This is a genomic window from Actinoplanes xinjiangensis, assembly GCF_003148685.1.
GTDB classification, from domain to species: domain Bacteria; phylum Actinomycetota; class Actinomycetes; order Mycobacteriales; family Micromonosporaceae; genus Actinoplanes; species Actinoplanes xinjiangensis.
Map to the genome: position 1 here is coordinate 84,244 of NZ_QGGR01000003.1, position 25,132 is coordinate 109,375.

Consider the following 25,132-nt stretch of genomic DNA (forward strand, 5'->3'; position numbering starts at 1 on the left):
AGATGAGTCGGTAAGAAGTGCCTCGGGCTGAGGCCGGCCGAACTGACGCCTCAGCCGTTCAGCTTGGGTGCGCGTCCCCCGGACCGCGGCGCGACGGCGTGTCGCGTCCCGGATTCCCGGTCGGGGCCGGCTTCGCGCAGCGCGGCGATCTCCTTCTCGAATTCGTCGAGAGAGTCGAACGACTTGTACACGCTGGCGAACCGGAGGTAAGCCACCTGGTCGAGCTCACGCAACGGCGTGAGGATCGCCAGTCCCACGTCATGGCTGGGAATCTCGGCGGCACCGCGGGCCCGGACGGCTTCCTCCACGCGCTGCGCGAGCTTCGCGATGGAGTCTTCGTCGACGGGCCGGCCCTGACAGGCCTTGCGCACCCCGCTCATGATCTTTGTCCGGCTGAAGGGCTCGGTGACACCGCTGCGTTTGACCACGGCGAGGACGGCCTCCTCGACGGTGGTGAACCGCTTGCCGCACTCCGGGCACGAGCGGCGGCGACGGATCAGCTGACCGTCGTCGGCCTCTCGCGAGTCGACCACGCGCGAATCGGCGTGACGACAGTACGGGCAGCGCACCGGGATCTCCCTCCGAATCCGCCCCACCAGGATCCGGGCATGACGAAACGCAGCGGAACCATTGCCGAAGCACTGGGTTGCGCTGTGGATGACATGTGGATAACCGGTGAGAAGGAAACCCAACCTGTGGACGACTTACATCCGTGTAACCACTAGATGTTGGGGTAGACGCTAGGCCCCGGCGGACGCCGATGCAAGTTCACCACTGTGCCGACGCGCCGTATTTTCTGCCTCACCACCTGGGGTGATGACACCATCACGCGCCGCGGCCGGATCGAACGATACGACGCGCCGGAGAATCGGGCAGCACACCCGACGGAGATCAAATCCGGGCCGCCCGGGAGGCGGAGGTCAGCCCTGGGAGGCGGTGGTGAGGAGGACGACATACGCCAGCGCGACGGCGGCGAAGAAGAGGCTCAGCAACACCACCCGGCCACGGCGGGTGAGGCGCAGCTGCGGCTCGGCGTGTCGCGCACCACTGACCGTCATGACAGACCCCTTTCGGACACCCGTTCTATAGAACGCCCGTACGACGGTCTATCAGAACAGGGGTACGGAAGTCGAGTCCTGTGGAGCGACACGCCGGGGAAATCTCGTACAGATGTTTGAATATGTCGGACCTGCACACTAGATTCTCAGCAAGAGGGGTCAGCCGGACGCACGCCATCCCCACGGCGTCGCCGGCTCCGCGACGCACCACGTGCCGCAAGGCACTTGGCCGACAGGGAGGGCGGACGTGTCGACCGAAGACCGCACCAGCCGACAGCAGCAGCAGACCAGGAAGCCCGAGACGGTCCGGCGCCGCACCACACCGAGCCGGTCCCGCGGCTCGGACGCGCCGCAGCTACGCGCGGTCACGCCGATCGGTCACGTCCCGGAGGTCGTCGCCTCCGATCTGACCGCACGCCAGCGGCGGATCCTCGAGTTCATCCGCGACTGGGTGGAGAAGTACGGCTACCCGCCGAGCGTCCGTGAGATCGGCGAGGCGGTCGGCCTGGTCTCCCCCTCCAGCGTGGCCTACCAGTTGAAGGCCCTGGAGACCAAGGGATACCTGCGCCGCGATCCCAACCGGCCCCGTGCCGTCGACGTCCGCGCCCCCAGCGAGATGGTCGACGACGAGGCGCTGCGCGCGGCCCGCCCGCAGCCCGCCTACGTGCCGCTGCTCGGCCGGATCGCCGCCGGCGGCCCGATCCTCGCTGAGCAGTCCGTGGAGGAGTTCTTCCCGCTGCCGCGCGAGCTGGTCGGCGAGGGCGACGTCTTCATGCTCGAGGTCAAGGGCGACTCGATGATCGACGCCGCGATCTGCAACGGCGACTGGGTGGTCGTGCGCCAGCAGCCCAACGCCGAGGCCGGTGACATCGTCGCCGCGATGATCGACGGCGAGGCGACGGTCAAGAGCTACCGCCAGCGCGACGGGCACGTCTGGCTGATGCCGGCGAACCCGGCCTTCGACCCGATCCCCGGCGACGACGCCACGATCATGGGACGCGTGGTCGCGGTCCTCCGCCGCGTCTGACGCCACGCAGGCCGGACACCGGGCAGACCCCGGCGTCCGGCCTGCACCCCACGCCGCCGAAACGCGCGGCAGGCGCCCACCTCACCGGGATCCGGCCTCCGAAATTCCCGGCGGTACGGTCCACGCGCCCCGAGCCCAGGCAAGAGGCACCCCCGCCCGGCCGACCGCAAGCCGCTACTCGCCCACGCCCCGGAAGGGGGGCCGAGGAGCGAGACAAGCACAGAAGGCACGAGCGCGGCGGAGAAGCCCCGACGCGGAAGCTGAAGACCCGGACGCGGCAGGCGGAAGCTGTCTGAGAGCCCCGCCGCGGCACGCTGAAGGCCCGGACGCGGCAGGCGGAAGCCGTCTTAAGGCCCCGACAGGCCACACCCGCGACGCCGAAGCACCGAACGCTGCAGGCACTGGCCGAAGGCGTTGGCACGGATGTGAAGCGCGGGCGAAGCATGAAGGTGACGCGGAAGCCGGAGGCCGTAAGTGAAACCGCTGGTGGGCAGGCGCGAGAGGCCAGCCGTGCCGGAGGGCTGGTGGACCGGTGACGGGCCGGTCGGTAACGGAAGAAGCCGGCCCCGCGTGTGCGGAACCGGCCTCTCGACGTGGATCGGGTTACTGACGGCCGTCGGGGCGCCCGCCGCCATACGTGCCGGGCGAACGCTGCGCCTGGCCCTGCGGTCCCCGCAGTGACTGCTGGCCGCCGTAGACGCCGTTGCCGCCACCACCGCGACCGAAAGACTGCTGGGGGCCTCGGGGCGGCTGCTGCGGATTACGCGGCGGCTGCTGCTGCGGGCCACGGCCCGGCACCTGCTGGGGGCCGCGCGGTGGCTGCGGCGAGCCGCCGCGACTGGGCGCCTGCTGGGGCCCCCGCGCCGGGGGCTGCTGCGGGTTACGCGCCGGGGGCTGCTGCGGACCGCCGCGGCTGGGCGCCTGCTGTGGTCCCCTCGCCGGCGGTTGCTGCGGGTTACGCGCCGGAGGCTGCTGCGGACCGCCCCGGCTGGGCGCCTGCTGTGGTCCCCGAGCCGGCGACTGCTGCGGGTTGCGGGGCGGGGTCTGCTGCGGACCGCGGGGCGGCTGGCCCGCGGGACGAGCGTATTGCGGGGCGCCGGGAGCGCCGCCCTGACCGCCGCCGTAGACGCCCTTGCGCGGTGCACCGCCACCGGCGGCCGAGCCACCCGAGACAGGTCCACCCGAGGCCGGGCCGCGCGAAGCCGGACCGCCCGCGGCCGGACCGGACTTGGCGCCGTAGACCGGGCCGCCCTGACGTCCGGAGTTGTAGGCCGCGCCACGCGGCGGCGCGCCGCCGACACCGATCAGCTCGGTCTCCGGGTCGCCCTTGTCGATCCCGCCGGACGGGAGGTCGTCGACGGCCGCGGTGAAGCCCTGCGGGGACCGGCGGAACCGCACGATCCCGAAGACGCCGGCCGCGACCAGGATCAGGCCGAGGACGCCGACACCGCCCACCATGTAGGTGATGTCGTCGATGTCGAGATTCGAGTACCACGAGTCGCCGGAGCCGTTGCCGCCGGACTTCTCCGACTTCACCGCGACCGTGGTGGCCGGCGTGTACTCCCGGATGTGGTTGGTCGAGGCCTTGACGCCGCTCATGTCCGAGACGGTGTAGAACAGCTTGCCGTCGGTGCTGTAGGCGATCGCCTCGCCGAGCGGCTCGTTCGGCAGGCCGGTGGTGCGCGGCTCCTTCTTCAGGGCGGCGACCACGTCACCGCCGGTGACGTCCCACTCGAGGGCGTCGGTGTAGGTGCGCAGCGCCACCTTCTTCGCGCCCTGCGAGACCGCGCCGCCGGTGATCGTCTTGTTGCCGATCCGGGCGACCGGATTGCCGGCCGTCTCGGTGGCCGAGAGCTTGATCTCGCCGACCCGCTCCATCGGCACCGGAGTGTTGTTGTTCTTCTTCAGCGCGGCGGTCGGCCTGTAGACGCCGGCGGGCGCGCCGATCTCCTTGGTCACGATCAGCGGCGTGCCGTCGCCGTCGAAGATCAGCGCCTCGGCGTCGTGCCGGTCCTTGTCCGGATAGCTGACCCGGTGGATGACCGCCTCACCGTTGCCGTTGACCGGCAGGCTCCAGAGGGCGACGTGGGGCCGCACGTTCGACGGATCGTTGCGGACGTTGTTGTCGCCGATGTCGGCGATCCACAGCGTCTGACCGTCGGGCGAGAGGACGATGTCCTCCGAGTCCAGCGGCGTGCCGTCGAACCCGGCCTCCTTGACCTTCTTACACTCACGGTCGAGGAAGTAGATCCTCGGCTCGACACCCTGCTGGCCGTTGTTGACGGTGACGAAGCCGTTCTTGGTGGCCACCAGGCCGGAGAGCTCGGTGAGCCCGGCGTCGGCGATCTTGCAGAGTTTCTTGCCGGGCGTCGACTTGGCGCTGACGGTGGGCGCGGGCGTCGGGTCCTCGGCGGACGCGCTGGAGGAGCCGACCATTACCAGACCGATGGCCACGATGGTCGGGAACACGAGACGCCGCATCCGAACAGTGTCGCACGCGACGTCCCGCCCCGGTATTACGTGTGGATCAACACAGGTAGGTGCTCCCGTGAAGTCCGAATTGCGTTTCCTGATCAGCTCCGAAAATCGGACAGCTCCGCAGCGAACTGCTCATCGACGCGGACCGCGAGTTCGGTCCCGTCGTCCAGATGCCGGGACTGGAGCACCTGACCGGACCGGTGCACCCGGGCCACCAGGTCACCCCGGTCGTACGGAATGAGGACCCGCATCTCGACCGCGGGCCGGGGCAGCCGGTCGGCGATCGCCTTGTGCAGCTCGCCGATGCCGATGCCGGACCGCGCGGACACGAAGATCGCCTCCGGCCAGGTCCGCTTGAGCCGCAGCACGGTCTCCTCGTCGGCTGCGTCCACCTTGTTGATCACCAGCAGCTCGGGGAGCTGGTCGGCGCCGACCTCGCTGAGCACCTCACGGACCGCGCTGACCTGACCCTCCGGGTCCGGGTGCGCGCCGTCCACCACGTGCACCACCAGGTCGGCCCGGGCCACCTCCTCCAGCGTCGAGCGGAACGCCTCGACGATGTGGTGCGGCAGGTGCCGGACGAACCCGACCGTGTCGGAGAGCGTGAAGATCCGCCCGTCCTCCGCGGCGGTCCGCCGGGTGGTCGGGTCGAGGGTGGCGAACAGGGCGTCCTCCACCAGCACGCCCGCGCTGGTCAGGCGGTTGAGCAGGCTGGACTTGCCCGCGTTGGTGTAACCGGCGATGGCCACGGCGGGAACGCCGTTCGCCACCCGACGGGAGCGCTTGGTCTCGCGTACCGTCTTCATGGCTTTGATCTCGCGCCGCAGTTTCGCGATGCGGGTGTTGATCCGCCGCCGGTCGGTCTCGAGTTTGGTCTCACCGGGACCACGGGTGCCGACGCCGCCGCCACCCGAACCGCCGGCGCCACCGCCCTGCCGGGACATGGCCTCACCCCAGCCGCGCAGACGCGGCAGGAGGTACTGCAGTTGAGCCAGCTCGACCTGAGCCTTGCCCTCTCGGCTCTTGGCGTGCTGGGCGAAGATGTCGAGGATCAGCGCGGTCCGGTCGACGACCTTGACCTTGACCTGCTCCTCGAGCTTGCGCAGTTGGGACGGGGACAGCTCGCCGTCGCAGATGACCGTGTCGGCGCCGGTCATGATGACCACGTCGCGCAGCTCGTCGACCTTGCCGCGGCCGATGAAGGTGGCCGCGTCGGGCTGTTTCCGTCGCTGGATCAGGCCCTCGAGGACCTGTGAGCCGGCGGTCTCGGCGAGAGCGGCCAGCTCGGTGAGTGAATTGTCGGCGTCTTCGACACTGCCCTCGGTCCACACACCGACGAGCACGACTCGTTCGAGTCGCAACTGTCGGTACTCGACCTCGGTGACGTCGGTCAGCTCGGTGGAAAGACCGGCCACCCGCCTGAGCGAGTGCCGCTCCTCGAGCTCCAGGTCCCCGGTCGTGGGGTCCAGCTCGTCAAGGACGGGTGTCTGGTACGTGTTTCGCAAAAGTGACCTCCTCCGGACTCCGATCGTGGCACGTCGTGGCCGCAGGCGCATCCACATATGGGTCCGGGCGTCTCGCTGCGTGATGGTGACGCTTCAGTAACCACCGGACGGCAGGCCGCTATTCCGCAAGAGCGACAATGCGGGTACTCACCCCACCAACGTCGGAGGGAACACCGTGGTGACCACCCGCCTGCCGAGCGCAGGATTCTCGATCACGATCCGCATCGCCGTTACCGCGGACGCATCGTCCATCGGCCGGCTGACCACCTGTGTGGGTGAAGCCGGGGCGATCGTGACGGCACTGGACGTGGTGGACTCCGACCCCACCCACGTGCTGGTCGACCTCACCTGCGACACCGCCGACGCCGCGCACGCCGACCAGGTCGTCAAACAGCTGGAGGAGCAGGACGGCGTGGACGTCCGCAAGGTCTCCGACCGGACGTTCCTGCTGCACCTGGGCGGCAAGATCGAGGTGTCGTCGAAGGTCGCGCTCCGCAACCGCGACGAGCTGTCCCGGGCGTACACGCCCGGGGTGGCCCGGGTCTGCATGGCCATCGCGGAGAACCCGGCGGACGCCCGGCGCCTCACCATCAAGCGCAACACGGTCGCCGTGGTCAGCGACGGCTCGGCCGTGCTCGGCCTGGGCAACATCGGCCCGGCCGCCGCGATGCCGGTGATGGAGGGCAAGGCCGCGCTGTTCAAGCGGTTCGGCGGCGTCGACGCCTGGCCGGTGGTGCTCGACACCCAGGACACCGACGAGATCGTGGCGATCGTGAAGGCGATCGCCCCGGCCTACGGCGGCATCAACCTGGAGGACATCGCGGCTCCCCGCTGCTTCGAGATCGAGGCGCGGCTGAAGGAACTGCTGGACATCCCGGTCTTCCACGACGACCAGCACGGCACCGCGATCTGCGTGCTGGCCGCGCTCACCAACGCGATGCGGGTGGTCGGCAAGCGGATGGAGGACGTCAAGGTCGTCGTGTCGGGCGCCGGCGCGGCCGGCACCGCGATCATGAAACTGCTGATGCGGCAGGGTGTGGGCGACATCATCGCGTACGACCGGAAGGGCGCCCTGCACCGCGGGATGCCCGACCTCAACGAGTCGATGCAGTGGCTGGCCGAGCACACCAACAAGGAGAACTACGCCGGCGACCTGCCCGGCGCGATCGTCGGCGCGGACGTCTTCATCGGCGTGTCGGCGCCGAACCTGCTGACCGGCGACGACATCGCCCGGATGGCGGACCGGTCGATCGTGTTCGCGATGGCGAACCCGGACCCGGAGGTCGACCCCCGCGAGGCCCGCAAGCACGCCGCGATCGTCGCGACCGGCCGCTCCGACCAGCCCAACCAGATCAACAACGTGCTGGCCTTCCCCGGCGTGTTCCGGGGCATGCTGGACGCCGCCGCCGAGGAGTTCACCGAGGAGATGGCGCTGGCCGCGGCCCGGGCCATCGCCGACGTCGTCGGTGAGGACAAGCTGAACCCCACCGTGATCATCCCGAGCGTCTTCGACCCCCGGGTGACCCCGGCGGTGGCGGCGGCGATCCGGGCGGTCGTCAAGGGCACGCCCGCTCCGGCCAACCCGGCGGCGGTTCCGGAGAGCGAGCTCGACAAGGCTCCGGAGACGACCTTCTAGAGAGCTTCCGGACTCAGGGTGCGGCCTCGTGATCGACGCCGTCCTCGGTGGGCGCTGGGTCGATGTTCGGTTCGCGTGGGCGGTCGGTCGGTGTTCGGTTCGGCGTGGGCGGTCGGTCGGTGTTCGGTTCGGCGGCCGGTTGCCGGCAGCGCGTGGGCACCGCGCAACGGCGACGAACGCACACGATGGCGGTTTGTGTGCGCTCGTCCCCGCCATGACAGGGATCAGCGCCCACGATCCGAGGATCGTGCGCTCCTGCAGTCGTGATAGCGCTGATCAGCGCACACGTTCGCCGATTGTGTGCGCTGATCAGCGTTGAGGGCTTCGACCACCGCGCACCGGCGCGGCGGCCGCTTGCTCAGCACCGATTGCGGGTGGTGGGTGGCGTCGGCAGCCTGGTGCGACGCGACGGGGGCTTGGCCGGCAACGACTGCGGGCGGTCGGCGGCCTCGACAACCGGCACCGACGCGGCGGGCGCCTGGCCTGCAGTGGCGTCGGAGGGTGGGTGGCGTCGGGAGGGTGGGTGGCGTCGGGAGGGTGGGTGGCGTCGGGAGGGTGGGTGGCGTCGGGAGGGTGGGTGGCGTCGGCACGCTGGTGCGACGCGGCGGGCGTCCGGCTGGATCTGGAGAGCTTCCGCATGTCGAGGTCCGCGGCCCACATATCGATCTTGTCGAATTCCGCGATGACGGCGTGCCGGGATTCGACAAGATCGCGGAGGAGGGAATCAGACCTCGACGCCGAAAGTACGCCTCAGGCGGCGGCCCAGCCGGTCAGCTCGCCGACCAGGTCGGTGATCAGGCCGGACACGCCGGCGTCGACCAGCGGGCGCCACTGGTTGATGTCGTTGGGCGTCCACGGCATCACGCCGATCCCGGCCGCGACCAGGGCGGCCGTCGTCTCCGCCCCGTTCAGCACGTCGTCGACCGGCGGGTTGCAGTAGGCGACTCCCAGCTCCCGGCACAGCTCGACGGTCTCCGCGTCGAACCGGAACAGCAGAAGGCCGCGCCGCACGTCGGGCGCCACGTCGCGGACCTTGCGCAGCACGTCGGCGTCGAAGCTCTGCACCACGGTGCGATCCACCAGGTCACGCTCGGCGAGCTGGGCGACGATCGACTTCACCTCGTCCAGCGTGGCCGGCGGCTTGATCTCCAGGAGCAGGTCGACCGGGGCGGGCGCCAGCAGATCGAGCGTCTCGGCCAGCGTCGGCACCCGCAGACCGGCGAACCCGGCGCCGAACCAGGAACCGGCGTCCAGCGCGGCGACCTCGTCATAGGTCAGGTCCCAGACCCGGCCGTGGCCGTCGGTGGTGCGGTTGACCGTCCGGTCGTGGATCACCACGGGCACGCCGTCCCGGGTCGCCCGGACGTCGAACTCGACGAACGTGGCACCGGCCCGGACCGCGGCGGCGAAGGCGGGCAGCGTGTTCTCGGGGGCCACCGCCGAATAGCCCCGGTGCGCGACACGGGCCAGCATCAGAGCACGGCCTCCGGGTCGACCTCACCATCGGCGACCAGGACCGCCGGGCCCTCCAGCCACCACGCCCCGTCCGCGTCACAGGTGACCAGCACCCGACCGCCGAGCACGTCCACCGCCACCGAGCCGGCGGTCAGGCCCGCCTCCCGCAGTGCCACCGCGCCGACCGCCAGCGCGCCGGTGCCGCACGACTGGGTCTCGCCGGAGCCGCGCTCGTGCACCCGCATCCGGACGTGCCGGTCCACCCCGGCCAGCGGCTCGGCCGGCTCGACGAACTCGACGTTCACCCCGGCCGGGAACACCCTGGGGTCGTGCAGCGGGGCCCTGGTGAGGTCGAGGGCGGACAGCTCCACCCCGTCGTGCAGGCCGCAGACCAGGTGCGGGTTCCCGCAGTCCACCGCGACCCCGGGGACGGTCAGGGCGCCGAGCGTGGCGGTGCTCCCCGCGTACACCCGGGGGGTCGTCATCCGCGCGCTGATCGTGCCGTCACCGACGACGGTGACCAGCACCCCCGCCCTGGTCGCCACCGGCAGGCCCGCGGGGCCGGGCGTGGCCAGCCCCTTCTCCAGCAGATAGCGCACGAAGACGCGGAGGCCGTTGCCGCACATCTCGGCGATCGAGCCGTCGCTGTTGTGGTAATCCATGAACCACTCGGCCTCGCCGGCGAACCCGGCCGCCTCCGGATGCTTGGCGCTGCGCACCACCCGGATCACGCCGTCGCCGCCGATCCCCCTCCGGCGGTCGCAGAGCCCCGCGACCAGCGCGGGCGTCAGCTCCAGCTCGCCGTCGAGGTCGGGGAGCAGGACGAAGTCGTTGCTTGTTCCATGGCCCTTGGTGAAAAGCACGCGGCCCATCATTGCGCAAGGTCCATGGCGTCCGCCAACAGGTTCGGCGCCGCGCCGTCGAGCCAGCTGACCGAGGGATCCCGGCGGAACCAGGACCGCTGGCGGCGCACGAACCGCCGGGTGCCCTGGACCGTGTCCGCCTTCGCCTGCTCCTCGCTGAGCACGCCGTCGATCTGGGCCAGCGCCTGCTGGTAGCCGAGCGCCCGCGACGCGGTCCGGCCGTCGCGGATGCCGTCCAGCCCGCGGACCTCGTCGATCAACCCGGCCGCCCACATCAGGTCGACGCGTAGGGCGATCCGCTCGTCGAGCTCGGCGGTGTCCCGGTCGACGCCGATCTGCACCGCGTCGTAGACCGGCCGGGGGTCCGGCAGGCTCGCGGTGAAGGGGCGGCCGGTCAGCTCGATCACCTCCAGCGCCCGGACGATCCGGCGGCCGTTGCTCGGCAGGATCTTGGCGGCCGCCTCCGGGTCGCGCTCGCCGAGCCGGGCGTGCAGTGGCCCCGAACCGGCGACGGCCAGCTCCTCCTCCAGACGGGCCCGGATCGCCGGGTCGGTGCCGGGGAACTCGAAGTCCTCCAGAACCGCCCGCACGTAGAGGCCGGACCCGCCGACCAGCAGCGGCACCCGGCCACGGGCCAGGATGTCGTCGATCGCGGCCCGGGCCAGCCGCTGATACTCGGCGACGGCGGCCGGCTCGGTGACGTCCCAGATGTCGAGCAGATGGTGCGGAACGCCGTCGCGCTCGGCCGGGGTGAGCTTGGCCGTGCCGATGTCCATCCCCCGGTAGAGCTGCATGGAGTCGGCGTTGACCACCTCACCGCCCAGCTCGTGGGCGAGCGCGATGCTCAAGGCGGACTTCCCGGCCGCGGTGGGGCCGACGACGGTGACGACTCGCTGACCTGTCCGGAACGGCACGAACCAACCGTAGGACACCGTTGTGTCACGGTCGTCAGCGGGAGCTTTCCCCTAACCGGGTTGGACCTGTGACAATGCGCGAGAAAGAATGCCGGTTGGAAGTTGGCATTCAGACTGCGCTGTGGCGGTGGCCACGACCCCGATGCGGGCCGATGACGCCGGGAGAACGAGGATGAGCTCATGAACGACTGGACGGCCTTCGGGCGCGTGGATGCCGACGGCACCGTGTACGTGAAGACCGCTGAGGGCGACCGGGTGGTCGGGTCCTGGCAGGCGGGCACCCCTGAAGAGGGGCTTGCCCACTTCGCCCGGCGATTCGCCGACCTGGTGACCGAGGTCGAGCTCGTCGAGGCCCGCCTCAAGTCGGGCGCGGCGGACGCGGCCCACTCCATCAGTAGCGTGAAGCGCCTGCGCACCCAGCTGGACGAGGCGCACGTCGTCGGCGACATCGAGGGGCTCACCGCCCGCCTGGACCGGCTGGCCGCGCTCGCCGAGGAGAAGGCCGGCGAGGCGAAGGCCGCCCGTGAGGTGGCCCGGACCGAGGCGCTGGCCCGCAAGACGGCGCTGGTCGAGGAGGCGGAGAAGATCGCCGCCGACGCCACCGGCTGGAAGACCGCCGGCGACCGCCTCAAGGAGATCCTCGACGAGTGGAAGACGATCCGCGGCGTCGACAAGAAGACCGACGGTGAGCTGTGGAAGCGGTTCGCCGCCGCCCGGGACGGCTTCACCCGCCGCCGCGGCGCCCACTTCGCCACCCTCGACGGTCAGCGCAAGCAGGCGCAGACCGCCAAGGAGGACCTGGTCAAGGAGGCCGAGGGCCTGGCCGATTCGACCGAGTGGTCGAGCACGGCCAACCGGCTCAAGGAGCTGATGACCGAGTGGAAGGCGGCGCCCCGCGCCGCCAAGGAGGCAGAGCAGCGCCTCTGGGAACGTTTCCGGGCCGCCCAGGACGCGTTCTTCACCAAGCGCAGCGAGGTCTTCTCCGCCCGGGACGCGGAGTTCCAGGGCAACCTGGAGAAGAAGCAGGCCATCCTGGCCGAGCTGGAGGCCGTCGACGTCGACGCGGATGCCCGCGGCGCGCAGAACAAGCTGCGTGACGCCCAGGCCGCGTGGCACGAGGCCGGCCGGGTGCCGCGGGAGGCGTCCGCCTCGCTGGACCGTCGCTGGCGGGCCGCCGAGGAGCGCATCCGGGTGGCGATGGACTCTGCGTGGCGCAAGACCAGCCCGCAGGACAACCCGCTGCTGCGTCAGATGCGCGACCAGGTCGCCGAGGCCGAGCAGCGCCTCGAGCGGGCCAGGGCGGCCGGCGACAACCGGCGCATCAAGGAGGCCGAGCAGGCGCTCGCCTCCAAGAAGCAGTTCCTCGCGCTGGCCGAGCAGGCCAACTGAGGTTTCCAGGTCAGGGTGGCGGGCGCCGAGTCCGCCGCCCCGGCTTTTTCATGCCCCGGCCAGGGTCGCCAGTTCACCCGGGTCGGCGTTGCCGCCGGTGCAGACGACGGCGACCGTCCTGCCCTTGAACAGGTCGGGACGGCTCAGGACACCGGCCAGGGCGGCCGCGCCGGCGCCCTCGGCGAGGGTGTGTGCGGTGGCGGCGAGCAGGCGGCGGGCCTCGGTGATCCGCTCGTCGTCCACCAGCAGGAAGTCGGCCAGACGGCCGCGCATGATCTGCTGGGGCAGGGCGAAGCCGCGCCCGGTGGCCAGTCCGGCGGCGGCGGTGCGGTTGGGGCGCTCGACGAGTTCGCCGGAGCGCCAGGAGTCGTGCGCGGCGGGCGAGGCCGCCGACTGGACCCCGATCACGGCACAGCGCGGCGCCAGGGCGGCGGCGGCGAGGCACGCGGCGGCGGCGCCCGTCCCACTGCCGACCGGGACCACGATCGCATCGACATCCGGACGGGCCTCGAGGATCTCCAGGTAGACGGTGCCCACGCCGGCCAGCAGCTCCGGCGTATCCCCGGGACTGATCAGGCGGGCGCCGGTCTGCTCCGCGTGCTCGCGGGCCCGCCGCTCGGCCGCCTCCAGGCTCGCGTCCGCCCGGATCGCCCGGGCACCCCAGGACTCGACCGCCGCCACCTTGAACGCCGGCGTCCCGGCCGGCATGACCACGGTGCACTCGGTGCCGAAGACGCGACCGGCGTAGGCGAGCGACTGCGCGTGGTTGCCGGTCGACCAGGTGACGGTGCCGCGCTTCCGGTCGGTGTCGCTCATCCCGGCGAGCAGGGTCAGACCGCCACGCACCTTGAAGGCGCCGACCGGCTGGGTGTTCTCGTGCTTGACCAGGACGGTCGCGTCCGCCGCGCGGTCCAGGAGCGGGTAGGACCACATCGGGGTGGGTGGCAGATGCTCCCGGAGGAGGGTGCGGGCGGCCCGGATGTCGTCGAGTGTCGGTTCCATGTCCTGATCGTCGGCCCGACCCGACCCATAGGTCCAATGTCAATGATCTCGGTGATCCATAGACCGCATTGATACGTTGGGGGCATGCTCGACGTCACCCGGCTCACCGTCCTGGCCGCCGTCGCCCGGCACGGCTCGGTGACCGCTGCGGCCCGCGCCCTGCACTACGCGCAGCCGTCGGTGAGCCATCATCTGGCCCGGCTGGAGGCTGAGACCGGCAGCCGGCTCCTGCAGCGGGTGGGCCGGGGCGTGCGGCTCACCGAGGCGGGCCGGCTGCTCGCCGACCGGGCCGAGGAGATCCTGGGGCGCCTCGCCGCCGCCGAGGCCGAGCTCGCCGAACTCACCGGGCTGCACGCCGGCCGGGTCCGGCTGGCCGCCTTCCCCTCGGCGCTCGGCACGTTCGTCCCGGTGGCCGCGGCCGGTTTCACCACCGCCCACCCCGGTGTCGATCTGCGGTTCACCGAGGCGGAGCCGCCCGCCGCGGTCCGGCTGCTGCGCGCCGGCGAGGTGGAGGCCGCCCTGATCTTCACCCATCCCGGCGCGTCCGCACGGGACGTGTCCTCAGCGGACCTGGCCGGTCTGAGGGCCGAGACCCTGCTGGACGAGCCGACCTACCTCGTCGTTCCGGACGGCTGGCCGGGCGAGCGGCTGGCCGACCACGCGCAGCGGCCGTGGATCGGCGGCTGCGAACGATGCCGCGGCCGTCTGGTGGCCGCGTGCACGGCCGAAGGCTTCACCCCGGACATCCGGTTCACCACCGACGACTACGTGGCCGTACAGGCGCTGGTGGCGGCTGGGATGGGCGCGACGACGCTGCCGGCGCTCGCCCTCGCCGCGCACCGCAACCCGCGGGTGCGGGCCGTGCCGCTGCCTGGACCGGGCCGCCGGGTGTCGATCGCGGTCCTGGGTGATCCACCCGATCCCCCGGCGACGGCGGCGCTGCTCGCCCAGCTCCGCGCCGCAGCCGCGACGGTTCCCGTCGTGGGTTAGCGGCTCCGGCCGGATCTCGTGGATTCCGGTCGCACCACCATGGCGGAACTCCGCGGGATCGGCGCGGTCTAGAGGGCGCAGCCGTCCGTTGCCGGGGGCAGCGGGGCCGGGATGCCGATCGACGGCAGGCCCAGCGAGACGCCCTTCAATTTCGGGGTGCGGCCGGCCTCGAAGGCGTCGCCGGCCCGGGTGCGGCGGTGGCTCAGCGGATCGCCGTCGGCGTTGAGGTGGTGCGGGGCGGCGTAGGTGATCACCGTCTCGACGATGTCGCCGGGACGCGGAGCCAGGTCGCCGGTCAGCTCACCGGTGGCGAAGTGCACCAGGCGGCCGTCGCGGGCCCGGCCGCTCATCCGGCCGGTGCGCTCGTCCTTGCGGCCCTCGCCGACCGCGACCAGGACCTCGACCTTCTCGCCGACGAGCTTCTTGTTCTCCGCCCAGGTGATGTCCTCGAGCGTGGCGATCAGCCGGTTGTAGCGCTCCTGGACGACCGCCTTCGGGATCTGCTCCTCCATGGTCGCGGCCGGCGTGCCGGGGCGCTTCGAATACTGGAAGGTGAAGGCGCTGGAGAACCGGGCCCGGCGGACCACCTCGAGGGTCTGCTCGAAATCCTCGTCGGTCTCACCGGGGAAGCCGACGATGATGTCGGTGGTGATCGCGGCGTCCGGCATGGCGGCCCGGACCTTCTCGATGATGCCCAGGTATTTCTCCTGGCGGTAGCTGCGGCGCATGGCCTTGAGCACGGTGTCCGAGCCGGACTGCAACGGCATGTGCAGCGAGTGGCACACGTTCGGCGTCTCGGCCATCGCGGCGATCACGTCGTCGGTGAAGTCCTTCGGGTGCGGGCTGGTGAACCGGACCCGCTCCAGGCCCTCCACCTCGCCGCAGGCGCGCAGCAGCTTGCCGAAGGCGAGCCGGTCGCCGAACTCGGCACCGTACGAGTTCACGTTCTGCCCGAGCAGGGTCACCTCGAGGACGCCCTCGGCGACCAGGGCGCGCACCTCGGCCAGGATGTCGCCGGGGCGGCGGTCCTTCTCCTTGCCGCGCAGGCTCGGGACGATGCAGAACGTGCAGGTGTTGTTGCAGCCGACCGAGATGGAGACCCACCCCGCGTACGTCGACTCTCGCTTGGTCGGCAGCGTGGAGGGGAAGACCTCGAGCGACTCGAGGATCTCGACCTGCGCCTCCTCGTTGTGCCGGGCGCGTTCCAGCAGCGCCGGCAGCGAGCCGATGTTGTGGGTGCCGAAGACGACGTCGACCCAGGGCGCCTTCTTGACGATGTCGCCCTTGTCCTTCTGGGCGAGGCAGCCGCCGACCGCGATCTGCATGCCGGGGTTCTTCAGCTTGGTCGGGCGCAGGTGGCCGAGGTTGCCGTAGAGGCGGTTGTCGGCGTTCTCCCGGACGGCGCAGGTGTTGAAGACGACCACGTCCGCCGCGTCGGCCTCGGGGGCGCGCACATAACCGGCGTCCTCCATCAGGCCGGAGATCCGCTCGCTGTCGTGCACGTTCATCTGGCAGCCGTACGTGCGCACGTCGTAGGTGCGCGGGGCGCCGGTCATCTCGGTAGTCATGGCAATGTGCCAGGCTACCCCTCATGCCGCGGCGGGCCGCTCCGGCGTCGGGTCCGGTTTCCACCGCGAACGGTCACAGCCGGCCGGGGCGGCACACGCCGGATCGTGGCCGGTGCAGGGCCGCACGTGCCGTCGCTCGGTGCCGTCGTCGGTCTCCCGCTCGTCGGCGTGCACCGGCCGGATGGTGCCGTCGGGCTCGCACAACACGTACCGCGAAGGGTTGAGGGTGTCGTCGGGAAGCAGGACCGCGGCACTCAGCCGGACCGCGACGGCGCTCGCGATGGTCTCCTCGGCGACGCCCGCGGGCGTCAGGTAGATGTCGGCCACGGTCGGGAAGTCCCCGCCGACGTGATAGACGTCGCAGAGCAGATCCGCACCGGCGACCATGCCGTGCGCCGGGCGTTCCAGAGCACCGGCCAGCGCACCCATGACCCGATCCGGATCGATCCGGCCGGCGATGCACCAGTTCCACGGGCCGTCCGCCATAAAGTCCATGGTCCGGACCCCTTTCTCCGCGCTGAAGCTGTGTTACCGCTCCGTGACCATTCTCGACACATTCCGATACTGACGGGCCCATAGGGTGTGTCCATTCGAGTGAACCGACAACGAGTGGATGGACCAGGGGTGACAGGCGAGGCTCTCATCGTCCTAGAGAACGTCAACAAGTGGTTCGGGCCCTTGCACGTGCTACAGGACGTCGACCTGTCTGTCGCGCGCGGCGAGGTCGTGGTCGTCATCGGACCCTCCGGGTCCGGCAAGTCCACGCTGTGCCGCGCCATCAACCGGCTGGAGCCGATCAACTCCGGCACGATCACTTTCGACGGGCAACCACTTCCGGCCGAGGGCCGGGCGCTGGCGCGGCTGCGCAGCGAAGTCGGCATGGTGTTCCAGTCGTTCAACCTCTTCGCGCACAAGACCATCCTCCAGAACGTGATGCTGGGGCCGGTCAAGGTGCGCAAGGAGAAGTCCGCGGTCGTCCGTGAGCGTGCCATGGGGCTACTGGAACGGGTCGGCATCGCCAACCAGGCCGACAAGTACCCGGCGCAGCTCTCCGGCGGCCAGCAGCAGCGCGTCGCGATCGCGCGGGCGCTCGCCATGCAGCCCAAGGCGCTGCTCTTCGACGAGCCGACCAGCGCGCTCGACCCGGAGATGGTCGGCGAGGTGCTGGATGTGATGACCTCGCTCGCCCGCGACGGCATGACCATGGTGGTCGTCACCCACGAGATGGGTTTCGCCCGCCACGCGGCCGACCGGGTCGTGTTCATGGCCGACGGTCAGCTCGTGGAGCAGGCCGCGCCGGAGGAGTTCTTCGCGAACCCGCGGAGCGACCGGGCCAGGGACTTCCTTTCCAAGATCCTCACGCACTGATGCGCCCTCAGGGCCGCCACACGACGGCGGTCCTGATCGAAAAGGAGATTAAGTATGCGTTTCACTCGTGCAGCCGTGGTGGCCACCGCCGCGGCTCTGACTCTCGGCCTGACCGCGTGTGGCGGCGACAAGACGGAGTCGGGTGACACCGGTACCAGCAAGTCGTTCGCCGCGGGCAGCACCATGGAGAAGCTCAACAAGGCGCAGTCGATCAAGGTCGGCACCAAGTTCGACCAGCCCGGCTTCGGTCTCAAGGGTCTGTCCGGCAAGCCGGAGGGCTTCGACGTCGAGGTCGCGAAGATCATCGTCAAGGAGCTCGGGATCCCCGCGGACAAGATCGAGTTCGTGGAGACGCCGTCCAAGGTCCGCGAGGACGTCATCGTGAACGGCAACGTCGACTTCGTCGTCGCGACCTACACGATCAACGACAAGCGCAAGGAGCGCATCGCCTTCGCCGGGCCGTACTACGAGGCCGGCCAGAACATCCTGGTCAAGGCGGACGAGGCGACCATCACCGGCCCGGACGCCTTCAAGGCGGGCGACAAGAAGGTCTGCTCGGTCACCGGCTCGACCCCGGGCGAGAACATCAAGACGTACGTCAAGGACGTCGCCACCCAGCTGGTGCTCTTCGACACCTACGACAAGTGCGTCGCCGCTCTCGACGGTGGCCAGGTCAACGCCGTGACCACCGACAACGTCATTCTCCTCGGCTACATCGCCAAGAACGAGGGCAAGTACAAGCTGGCCGGCGACAACTTCACCAAGGAGCCGTACGGCATCGGCGTGAAGCTGGACGACAAGGACTTCCGGACCTTCATCAACGACACGCTGGAGAAGGCCTACGCCGACGGCAGCTGGAAGAAGGCCTGGGACGACACCGCCGGCAAGTTCGGCGCCGAGCTGGGCACCGCCCCCGCCGTCAACCGTTACTGATCTCATCAGCTGATCCGGGGAGCTTCCGCCCGTGAGTGTTTGGGTAGACAAGTTCGACGTCTTCGCGGGCGGTTTCTGGCTCACCTTCCAGATCTGCGTGCTCGCCGCGACCGGCGCCCTCATCCTGGGCGCCGTCGTGGCGGTGCTCCGCATCTCACCGGTGCCGCCGCTGCGGGCGGTCGGCACCGCATACGTCACGATCTTCCGCAACATGCCACTGACCGTGGTCATGTTCTTCTCCGCGTTCGCCCTGCCGGCACTCGGCTCGAACGCGGACTTCCTGCGCATCCCGGTACTGGACCTGGTCTTCACCCGGCTCAGCACCGACCTGCCGTACTTCCGCTTCGCCCTGATCGCGCTGACCCTCTACACGGCCGCGTTCGTGTGTGAGGCGCTGCGGTCCGGCGTCAACGCGGTCTCGCCCGGCCAGGCCGAGGCGGCCCGGTCACTGGGGCTGACCTTCACCCAGAATCTGCGGTACGTGGTGCTGCCGCAGTCGTGGAAGGCGTCGATCGTCCCGCTCGGGTCGGTGATCATCGCGATGATCAAGAACTCGGCCCTGATCGGCTTCTTCGGCGTGGTCGGTGACCTCTCCGCCACCGCGGACCAGCTCACCGGCGCCGAGGGCTACGCCTTCATCCCCGTCGCCATCGGCATCTCGATCGGATACCTGATCATGACTGTCCCCCTCGGGGCCCTTCTGGACCGGATCGAGCGGCGGCAGGCGGTGGCGGCCCGATGACCCAGCAGACCGTCCTGTACGACGTACCCGGCCCCCGCCAGCGCCGACTGACGCTGATCATCAGCATCCTCGCCACGATCCTCGTCGCGGCCGGCGCGTACTTCCTGATCTACCAGCCCCTGGACGAGAAGGGGCAGCTCTCGATGGAACTGTGGGGGCCGCTGATCGACCCCTCGAACGAGAACTTCACCCTCGTCTGGCAGCGGATCTGGGTCGGCATCGAGAACACGCTGATCGCGGCGGGCCTGGCGATCGTCACCTCGCTCGTGATCGGGACACTGCTCGCGGTGCTACGGCTCCAGCTCAAGAGCATCGCCGGTAACCGCTACGCCGGATTCTCCAGCCCCGTGGCCTACCTCTTGCGCGGACTCGGTACCGGTCTGGCCGTACTCACCCGGGTCTGTGTCGAGGTCTTCCGGGGTCTTCCGGTGGTCATCACGATCTTCTTCGTGGCCCGGGGCTTCCCCGAGTTCGGCATCACCCTCGACACGCTGTGGTATCTGGTGATCGGCCTGACCGTCTACAACGGGGTCGTCATCGCCGAGATCCTGCGCTCCGGCATGGAGGGCCTGCCGTCCGGCCAGCGCGAGGCCGCCGTCGCGATCGGTCTCTCACCGTTGCAGACCACCGGCCTGATCCTGCTCCCGCAGGCGTTCCGGATCATGCTGCCGGCGCTGATCAGCCAGCTCGTGGTGGTCCTCAAGGACACCTCGCTCGGCTTCATCATCAGCTACGAGGAGACCCTCAACATCGGCAAGCAGATCATCGGCGTGCTGAGCAACCCGATCCAGGTCTACTTCGTGATCGCGGTGCTCTTCATCCTGGTGAACTACTCGCTGTCGAAGCTCGCCCAGTACGTGCAGAAGCGGCTCGCCCGCGGCCGCAAGACCGCGAACCTCCCCGCCCAGAACCCGCCTCCGGCCGCGCTCGTCTCGCAGGCCGAGGGCGCGGGCGGCCCCTGACGCTCACCGGGCCAGTTCGGTCACCCGGGACTCACGGACCACGGTGACCCGGATCTGGCCCGGGTAGGTCAGCTCCTCCTCGATCTGCTTCGCCACGTCGCGGGCCAGCACGGCGGCGCCGATGTCGTCGATGTCGTCCGGCCGCACCATCACCCGGATCTCGCGGCCGGCCTGCATCGCGAAGACCTTCTCCACCCCGGCCTTGCCCCCGGCGATCTCCTCGATGCGTTCCAGCCTCTTGACGTACGCTTCCAGGCTCTCCCGCCGGGCGCCCGGCCGCCCACCGGAACACGCGTCGGCCGCCTGCGTCAGCACCGCCTCGATGGTCTGCGGCGGCACCTCGTTGTGATGCGCTTCGATGGCGTGGACGACGTCCTCGTGCTCGCCGTACTTACGGGCCATGTCCGCGCCGATCAGGGCGTGACTGCCCTCCACCTCGTGGGTCAGCGCCTTGCCGATGTCGTGCAGGAACGCCGCCCGCTTCATCGTCGGCACGTCCAGACCCAGCTCGGCCGCCATGATCCCTGCGATGTGCGCGGTCTCCACCAGATGCTTCAGCACGTTCTGGCCGTAGCTCGTCCGGTAACGCAGCCGGCCCAGCAGCTTCACCAGCTCCGGATGAATGTCGGTGATCCCGACGTCGACCAGGGCCTCCTCGGCCGCCCGGTCGCACAGCCGCTCCACCTCGTTCTTGGCGCTGTCGAAGACCTCCTCGATCCGGTGCGGATGGATCCGGCCGTCCAGCACCAGTTTCTCCAGCGTGAGGCGGCCCACCTCCCGGCGTACCGGATCGAAACAGGAGAGAAGGACCGCCTCCGGGGTGTCGTCGATGATCAGGTTGACCCCGGTGGTCGACTCGAACGCCCGGATGTTGCGGCCCTCACGGCCGATGATCCGGCCCTTCATCTCGTCGCTCGGCAGGTGCAGCACGCTGACCACACTCTCCGCGGTCTGCTCGCTGGCGATCCGCTGGATCGCGTCGACCACGATGTGCCGGGCCCGGGTGTCGGCGGTGTTCTTCGCCTCGGTCTCGATGTCCCGGACCAGGATCGCGGCCTCCCGCTTGGCCTGCCCCTCGATCGCCTCGATCAACTCGGTACGGGCGGACTCCACGCTCAGGCCGGCGATCCGCTCCAGCTCACGGCGTTTCACCTCGTCCGCCTTCGCCAGCTCCGCCTCCCGGGCCGTCAGCGCCGACTCCCGCTTCGACAGATCCGACTCCAGGGCGGCGAGCCGGCGCTCCCGTTCCACCAGGCGCTCCACCTCCTCGGCGTGCAGCCGCTCCCGCTCGTCGATCCGGGCGGCACGGCGCTCCACCTCCGCCGCCTGCTCCTTCACCGTCGCGTTGAGCAGGGCGACCTCCCGCTCCCCCGACCGGCGGGCGGCGGCCCTCAACTGCTCGGCGTCCGTCTCCGCCTGGCGGTGGGCGTGCTCCAGAATCGTGTCGGCCTCGCTGTGCGCCGTCTCCAGCACCCGACGGGCCTCGGCACGGGCGGCATTCGCCTCGGCCTTCGCGGCGGCGGTCTCGGCCCGTACCGAAGCGGCCTTGGCCTTGGCGTCCTCGACCTTCGCCTGCGCGTCACCGACCGCCTGCTCCCGGCGAACCTGAGCATCCTGCCGGTCGGTGTGCAGCACGCGCAGCGCCCGCGCCCCGAGGACCAGCCCGGCTATCACCGACGCGGCAAGCACGATGATCGCAACCACGAGCACCCAGTCCACGGGGGTCATCTCGCCGCGTCTCCCTTCGCCGCCGGCGCGGTGCACACGCGCGGGCTCTCTGCGGGATGCCCGACCAAGGCAGCTGACCGCGGGCGGCACCGGGCCCCGGGCATCACGCGCTCCGCCTTCGGCTACCCCGAGCTTCCAGTCTCCGTCCGAACGGCTTCGGTCCGCCTGGCTTCCGTCCGCTGCCCGGCCTACGTCTGCCTGCCGATCCGTCGGCTTTCGCCTGCGGGCCGGCCTTCAGCGGCTTCGTCCGTTCGCCTTGTCCGTCGGCGCTGACCCGGCACCCGGAACCGTTCGGCTTCGTCCGTCGGCGCCGACCTTCGGGCCCGTTCGCCCTGGCCTGTCGGCGTTTCGTCGGCTTTCCATTCCGTCGGGTTCGGCTGCCTACGTCTGCCGTCGGGTATCGACGGCTGCGGCTGGCGGCTTCTCGTCAGCCGGCCGCTTGTCGGCCGGCTTCCTGTCTGCCGTCGGTCCCGCCTGCGCCGGTTCCGCCGGCCTCTTCAGCCGGCTGGTCCGATGCCTGCGGGGGAACCGTTGCACGGTCATCGCCTGCCACCCTCGCCGGCCGTCGGTTGCCCATCCCGGTGCCGGTGGCTCGGCCGACTCGGGCTTACGGCCCGGGTCGAGCATGCGCGGCATCGGCCGGGCCATCGAAGGCTCGGTTTCGGTCGGCTCCGGTTGTCAGGCTCGGTGGTCCGGCTTCCGTCGGGTCTCCGGGCGCCGTTCGCACATGGCGTCCGGCGTCCTCGGTCCTCCGGCTCAGGGACGACGGCCGCATCGGATGATCACCGTGCGCCCATCCGTGCAGCATTTCCCTGCGTAGCCTCGCCACCGCGGCCGTCCCACCGGAGGGGGTCCATCGTTACCGTCCGTGGGATACGACGATGTCTCGAGCGAACATCGTCGCCCGAGACCCCATCCGTTCCCCCGGCCGGCATCAAAAGGCCCACCAGCGAGCCGCCCACCGGACGCTCGAATCAGGAGTGTGTGGAGTTGTGGGGTTGACCGCCGGTATGTCGCTCCGTCTGCCGCGCGGTCAGCGGCCGACGGAGGCACCCATCGAGCTAAAACCGCCCAAGTGATGCCGTAATGTAATGCGATCTATGTTGTGCCTGTTGCATACGATGGTCGAACAAACCTTGTGTAACGCGAGGCTAGGTCGCGAGCACCGCTTCGGTCAAGGACTCATGATTCGGCAGCGGATAGGACGTACGGCACAGAGATGCTTACGCCCAGCTCACGATCCCACGGGACATTTCCAGACGTACCACGCGATCACGCCCTTCCCTCCTCGGCCGTAGCCATTATCGCCGCCGACGTCGGCGCCGAAGCGCACGACACGGAGCGTGACAACGACCCGAAGTGACGGAACGTGTCAGCCACCACAACCTCGAAGTCATCGCGTGATATCGGGCTGAACGGTCACCAGAGGAGCGATCCTCACATCAGGACTATATCGGCGAAAGCCCTGGCCACCGCCGCAACGGCTCGGCTCCGTGAGTAACACCGCTGCCCGCGCCCACGACTCGGACCCTCCCGGGCCATCCCGTCCCCTGACCGGCCCGCCCTCGATCGGCATGTACCGGGCGACACCGCCGGAAGGCGCCGGGGTGCCGCGGAGGTTTCAGGCCTGGAGGTCGTCGACCCCGTCGGCAAGGGCATCCGCGTCGATGGCGTCGACGAACTCGGCGGCTTCGGCATCCCGGGCGGCGAGTGCGTCCTTGACCGCGCGGATGGCGATGCCCGCCGGGTAGCCCTTTCGGGCGAGCATCGCGACGAGCCGGCGGAAGATCGCGTCGGGCGTTCCCCTCGTGCTGCGGAGTTTCCGGTCGACCAGAGCACGCGCCGCTTCGGCCTCGGCCTCGTCGTCGACCACCTCCAGCGCCTCGCCTGCGGTCTCCGCGTCGACCCCACGCTGCCGCAACTCGTTGGCGAGCGCCCGGCGGGCCAGTCCACGACCGTGGTGCCGGCTGGAGACCCAGGCCCGCGCGAAGGCCGCGTCGTCAATGATCCCGACCTCGTCGTAGCGGTCGAGGACCTCGGCGATCACCTCTTCGGAGATCTCCTTGCGGAGCAGCACCTTCGTCAGCTCGGCCCGGGTCCTCGGGCGGACGGCCAGCTGACGCAGGCAGATCTCCCGGGCGACCTCGGACTCACTGCGCGGTGGCTCCGCACGTGCCTCCCGGCCCACCGAGAAGCCGTCACGGCCCGCCGAGACGTTCCCCCGGCCCGCCGGGAAAGTGTCACCGTCCGCCGGAACGTCGGGGTCGGCGAACGCTCCCGGGTCCGGGGCGCCGCGGCGGCCGCGACGCCCCGTGGAACGTCGCGGCCCGTCCGCGTCATCGCCCGCTGTCGTGCCGGCGCCGGTCCGGGGCGGAATGGCATCCCATCCCCGCCCGGACCGTGCGCCGCGCCGTCCGGCCATCGCGATCTACCGGATCAGAAGTCGACCGGCGGCAGCTCAGGACCACCGGCGGCATCGCCGGCGCCGGCCTGGCCGACACCGAGCTTCTCCAGGATCTTCTTCTCGATCTCGGCGGCGACGTCCGGGTTCTCCTTGAGGAACTCCCGGGCCTTCTCCTTGCCCTGACCGAGCTGGTCACCGTCGTAGGTGTACCAGGCGCCCGACTTCCGGATGATGTTCTGCTCGACACCTACATCGATGAGCGAGCCCTCGCGGGAGATGCCCTTGCCATACATGATGTCGAACTCGGCCTGCTTGAACGGAGCGGCGACCTTGTTCTTGACGACCTTGACCCTGGTCCGGTTACCGATGACGTCGGTGCCGTCCTTCAGGCTCTCGATACGCCGGACGTCGAGCCGGACCGACGAGTAGAACTTCAGCGCGCGGCCACCGGTCGTGGTCTCAGGCGAGCCGAACATGACGCCGATCTTCTCGCGGAGCTGGTTGATGAAGATCGCGGTGGTGCCGGAGTTGCTCAGGATGCCGGTGATCTTCCGCAACGCCTGGCTCATCAGACGGGCCTGGAGACCGACGTGACTGTCGCCCATCTCACCCTCGATCTCGGCACGCGGCACGAGTGCCGCCACCGAGTCGATGACGATGATGTCGAGCGCGCCGGAGCGGATCAGCATGTCCGCGATCTCCAGAGCCTGCTCACCGGTGTCCGGCTGCGAGATGAGGAGGGCGTCGGTGTCGACACCGAGGGCCCGCGCATAGTCGGGGTCGAGGGCGTGCTCGGCGTCGATGAACGCCGCGATGCCGCCGGCCTTCTGCGCGTTGGCCACCGCGTGCAGGGCGACCGTGGTCTTACCGCTGGACTCCGGCCCGTAGATCTCGATGACCCGGCCGCGCGGCAGACCGCCGACCCCGAGGGCCACGTCGAGAGCGATGGAGCTGGTCGGGATGACGGCGGTCTGCACGACCGGCCGCTCTCCGAGCCGCATCACCGAGCCCTTGCCGAACTGCTTGTCGATCTGTGCCAGCGCTAGCTCGAGCGCTTTCTCCCGATCAGGTCCTGCCGCCATTCCCGCCACCCCTGTATTCGACTTCATG

General features: G+C 70.2%; 21 protein-coding genes. 8 read left to right on the top strand and 13 right to left on the bottom strand.

Annotation, left to right across the window (positions count from 1 at the left end; genetic code table 11):
• Nucleotides 1-50: 50 nt before the first annotated feature.
• Both nrdR and BC793_RS49485 read right to left on the bottom strand, forming a co-directional pair.
• The gene (nrdR, locus tag BC793_RS07350; RefSeq protein ID WP_109590589.1) at nt 51-569 is read right to left on the bottom strand and encodes a transcriptional regulator NrdR; all 519 of its coding nucleotides are present in this window, start codon (nt 567-569) and stop codon (nt 51-53) included.
• Between the two features lie 351 nt (nt 570-920).
• Nucleotides 921-1,058 carry a hypothetical protein gene (locus tag BC793_RS49485; protein WP_158319209.1) on the bottom strand — a complete coding sequence of 46 codons (138 nt, stop codon included), beginning with the start codon at nt 1,056-1,058 and terminating at the stop codon, nt 921-923.
• A gap of 247 nt (nt 1,059-1,305) precedes the next feature.
• On the opposite strand from BC793_RS49485, the gene lexA reads away from it, so the two are divergent.
• Nucleotides 1,306-2,085, top strand: a complete 780-nt coding sequence (lexA, locus tag BC793_RS07355) for a transcriptional repressor LexA (RefSeq protein WP_109590591.1) — start codon at nt 1,306-1,308, stop codon at nt 2,083-2,085.
• Between the two features lie 603 nt (nt 2,086-2,688).
• Here lexA and BC793_RS07360 read toward each other — a convergent pair.
• Both BC793_RS07360 and hflX read right to left on the bottom strand, forming a co-directional pair.
• Nucleotides 2,689-4,566: a hypothetical protein gene (locus BC793_RS07360; protein WP_109590593.1), complete on the bottom strand. Its 1,878-nt coding sequence runs from the start codon at nt 4,564-4,566 to the stop codon at nt 2,689-2,691.
• Between the two features lie 92 nt (nt 4,567-4,658).
• Entirely contained in the window at nt 4,659-6,068 is a 1,410-nt protein-coding gene (hflX, locus tag BC793_RS07365) for a GTPase HflX (RefSeq protein WP_109590595.1), read from the bottom strand.
• 175 nt (nt 6,069-6,243) lie between these two features.
• Here hflX and BC793_RS07370 point away from each other — a divergent pair, with 175 nt between their 5' ends.
• Nucleotides 6,244-7,704, top strand: coding sequence for an NAD-dependent malic enzyme (locus BC793_RS07370; RefSeq protein WP_109590597.1), 1,461 nt, complete (start codon nt 6,244-6,246; stop codon nt 7,702-7,704).
• Between the two features lie 750 nt (nt 7,705-8,454).
• Here BC793_RS07370 and BC793_RS07375 read toward each other — a convergent pair.
• The 3 genes from BC793_RS07375 to miaA are packed head-to-tail and all read right to left on the bottom strand — an operon-like array spanning nt 8,455 to nt 10,936.
• Entirely contained in the window at nt 8,455-9,177 is a 723-nt protein-coding gene (locus tag BC793_RS07375) for a glycerophosphodiester phosphodiesterase (protein WP_109590600.1), read from the bottom strand.
• A complete protein-coding gene (gene dapF, locus BC793_RS07380; RefSeq protein WP_203896031.1) occupies nt 9,177-10,022 on the bottom strand; it encodes a diaminopimelate epimerase in 846 nt (281 codons plus the stop codon). The genes BC793_RS07375 and dapF overlap by 1 nt, the downstream gene beginning before the upstream one ends.
• A gap of 8 nt (nt 10,023-10,030) precedes the next feature.
• Nucleotides 10,031-10,936 (bottom strand): tRNA (adenosine(37)-N6)-dimethylallyltransferase MiaA, encoded by a 906-nt coding sequence (gene miaA, locus BC793_RS07385; protein WP_239169694.1) that lies wholly within the window; start codon nt 10,934-10,936, stop codon nt 10,031-10,033.
• Nucleotides 10,937-11,116: 180 nt separating this feature from the next.
• Between miaA and BC793_RS07390 the strand changes: the two genes are divergently transcribed.
• Nucleotides 11,117-12,325, top strand: a complete 1,209-nt coding sequence (locus BC793_RS07390; RefSeq protein WP_109590606.1) for a DUF349 domain-containing protein — start codon at nt 11,117-11,119, stop codon at nt 12,323-12,325.
• Nucleotides 12,326-12,373: 48 nt separating this feature from the next.
• On the opposite strand, the gene BC793_RS07395 is transcribed toward BC793_RS07390, so the two are convergent.
• A complete protein-coding gene (locus tag BC793_RS07395) occupies nt 12,374-13,327 on the bottom strand; it encodes a threonine ammonia-lyase (protein WP_109590608.1) in 954 nt (317 codons plus the stop codon).
• Between the two features lie 84 nt (nt 13,328-13,411).
• Here BC793_RS07395 and BC793_RS07400 point away from each other — a divergent pair, with 84 nt between their 5' ends.
• On the top strand, nt 13,412-14,317 hold the full coding sequence (locus tag BC793_RS07400; RefSeq protein WP_109590610.1) for a LysR family transcriptional regulator: 906 nt from the start codon (nt 13,412-13,414) through the stop codon (nt 14,315-14,317).
• Nucleotides 14,318-14,385: 68 nt separating this feature from the next.
• Here BC793_RS07400 and miaB read toward each other — a convergent pair whose 3' ends face one another.
• On the bottom strand, nt 14,386-15,885 hold the full coding sequence (miaB, locus tag BC793_RS07405; protein WP_109590612.1) for a tRNA (N6-isopentenyl adenosine(37)-C2)-methylthiotransferase MiaB: 1,500 nt from the start codon (nt 15,883-15,885) through the stop codon (nt 14,386-14,388).
• Nucleotides 15,886-15,906: 21 nt separating this feature from the next.
• On the bottom strand, nt 15,907-16,371 hold the full coding sequence (locus BC793_RS07410; RefSeq protein WP_239169695.1) for a hypothetical protein: 465 nt from the start codon (nt 16,369-16,371) through the stop codon (nt 15,907-15,909).
• 138 nt (nt 16,372-16,509) lie between these two features.
• Here BC793_RS07410 and BC793_RS07415 point away from each other — a divergent pair, with 138 nt between their 5' ends.
• The 4 genes from BC793_RS07415 to BC793_RS07430 are packed head-to-tail and all read left to right on the top strand — an operon-like array spanning nt 16,510 to nt 19,890.
• On the top strand, nt 16,510-17,253 hold the full coding sequence (locus BC793_RS07415) for an amino acid ABC transporter ATP-binding protein (protein WP_109590616.1): 744 nt from the start codon (nt 16,510-16,512) through the stop codon (nt 17,251-17,253).
• A gap of 54 nt (nt 17,254-17,307) precedes the next feature.
• Nucleotides 17,308-18,186 (top strand): glutamate ABC transporter substrate-binding protein, encoded by an 879-nt coding sequence (locus tag BC793_RS07420; protein WP_109590618.1) that lies wholly within the window; start codon nt 17,308-17,310, stop codon nt 18,184-18,186.
• Between the two features lie 31 nt (nt 18,187-18,217).
• Nucleotides 18,218-18,928 (top strand): amino acid ABC transporter permease, encoded by a 711-nt coding sequence (locus tag BC793_RS07425; RefSeq protein ID WP_109590620.1) that lies wholly within the window; start codon nt 18,218-18,220, stop codon nt 18,926-18,928.
• Nucleotides 18,925-19,890 (top strand): amino acid ABC transporter permease, encoded by a 966-nt coding sequence (locus BC793_RS07430; protein WP_109590622.1) that lies wholly within the window; start codon nt 18,925-18,927, stop codon nt 19,888-19,890. Before BC793_RS07425 ends, BC793_RS07430 begins: the two co-directional genes overlap by 4 nt.
• Nucleotides 19,891-19,893: 3 nt before the next feature.
• Here the strand turns inward: BC793_RS07430 and rny are convergent, their stop codons facing one another.
• The 3 genes from rny to recA all read right to left on the bottom strand — a co-directional run bounded on the left by rny (nt 19,894) and on the right by recA (nt 25,104).
• A complete protein-coding gene (gene rny, locus BC793_RS07435; RefSeq protein WP_109590624.1) occupies nt 19,894-21,618 on the bottom strand; it encodes a ribonuclease Y in 1,725 nt (574 codons plus the stop codon).
• 1,621 nt (nt 21,619-23,239) lie between these two features.
• Nucleotides 23,240-24,040: a regulatory protein RecX gene (locus BC793_RS07440; RefSeq protein WP_109590626.1), complete on the bottom strand. Its 801-nt coding sequence runs from the start codon at nt 24,038-24,040 to the stop codon at nt 23,240-23,242.
• A 14-nt stretch (nt 24,041-24,054) separates the two neighbouring features.
• Nucleotides 24,055-25,104: a recombinase RecA gene (gene recA / locus BC793_RS07445; RefSeq protein WP_109590628.1), complete on the bottom strand. Its 1,050-nt coding sequence runs from the start codon at nt 25,102-25,104 to the stop codon at nt 24,055-24,057.
• Nucleotides 25,105-25,132: the final 28 nt, after the last annotated feature.